We start from the raw sequence: 1038 nt of genomic DNA, 5'->3' as shown, positions 1-1038 counted from the left end.
GAGATTTGTTGCGGGACCAGCCCGAGCCAGGCGCCGAAGTCGCGGCCTTTGGAGAACACCAGCGGCACCAGCGCGACGCCGCGACGGTCATTGTCGGCGTTGGCGATCAATTCGTCCGCGGCCTTGACCCGCGCATCCCAGCTTGAGGCGGCGCTCCAGCCGTCGTCGAGCAGGATCACCAGCGGCGCCTTCGCCGGTGCCGATCGCGGCCACCATCGCGCTCGAGATGATCGGACCGATGCCGGGCACCGTCATCAGCCGCTCGCAGTGCTGATCCTGATGGGCGAGCGTTTCAATCTCGCCGGTGAGGCCCTCGATCCGTGCATCCAGGTGGCGCCAGTCTCCGGCCAACTCCTCGATGACGCGCGACATGCGGGGCGAGAGCACATCGGTGCGCGTCGCCAGGATGCCCGGCAGCTCGGCGCGCAGGAAACGCAACCCTTGCCGCACCGCGATGCCGCGCTCCAGCAGGAAGGCGCGGATCTGGTTGATGATGCCGGTACGCTGACTGACCAGCCGCGCGCGGACGCGGTGCAGCGCCTGCAGGTCAAGTTGCAACGAACTTCATGGTCGGGCGTTGCACCGCCTCGGCGATCGCCTCTGCGTCGCGGAAGTCGTTCTTCTGTCCCTTGCTGTACGGCCGCACGTATTTGGCCGGCATCAACCGGGCATTGTGGCCGAGTAGCTGTAGCTTGCGGCTGAGATGATGCGCGCCGACGCAGGCCTCCATGCCGATCAGGCATGGCGACAGGTTAGCAAGTCGCGCCTCGACCTGGCCACGCGACCACTTTTGCCGCAGCACGATGGCACCGCGCCCATCCTGGCCCACGAGGTGGAATGAGTTCTTGCCAATATCGATGCCGATCACGGCGATTGCGCAGTTGTTGGATTGCTGAGACATGGCATGCTCCTTGTCTTCGCTGCCCCGAGCCAGCTTCTGTCACTGGCGGGACGGGAGCACGGCCGGACCATCCCATTAGCGGAAGCCCGGCCAGGGGGAGCTGATCGCTCCGCAGCGGCCAAATGGCGCGTTTCAGG

2 pseudogenes are annotated in these 1038 nt (G+C 66.1%); both read right to left on the bottom strand.

What is annotated here, in order from left to right:
• Positions 1–200 (bottom strand): annotated as a pseudogene (locus ACFFWD_RS29845) (hypothetical protein); the annotation flags it as partial.
• Positions 190–901 (bottom strand): annotated as a pseudogene (locus ACFFWD_RS29840) (IS110 family RNA-guided transposase); the annotation flags it as partial. The pseudogenes ACFFWD_RS29840 and ACFFWD_RS29845, both read right to left, overlap by 11 nt.
• Positions 902–1038: the final 137 nt, after the last annotated feature.

Origin of the sequence: Bradyrhizobium erythrophlei, assembly GCF_042430365.1 — a bacterium.
Classification (GTDB): domain Bacteria; phylum Pseudomonadota; class Alphaproteobacteria; order Rhizobiales; family Xanthobacteraceae; genus Bradyrhizobium; species Bradyrhizobium erythrophlei.
This window is presented reverse-complemented; position numbering and strand designations above follow the sequence as displayed.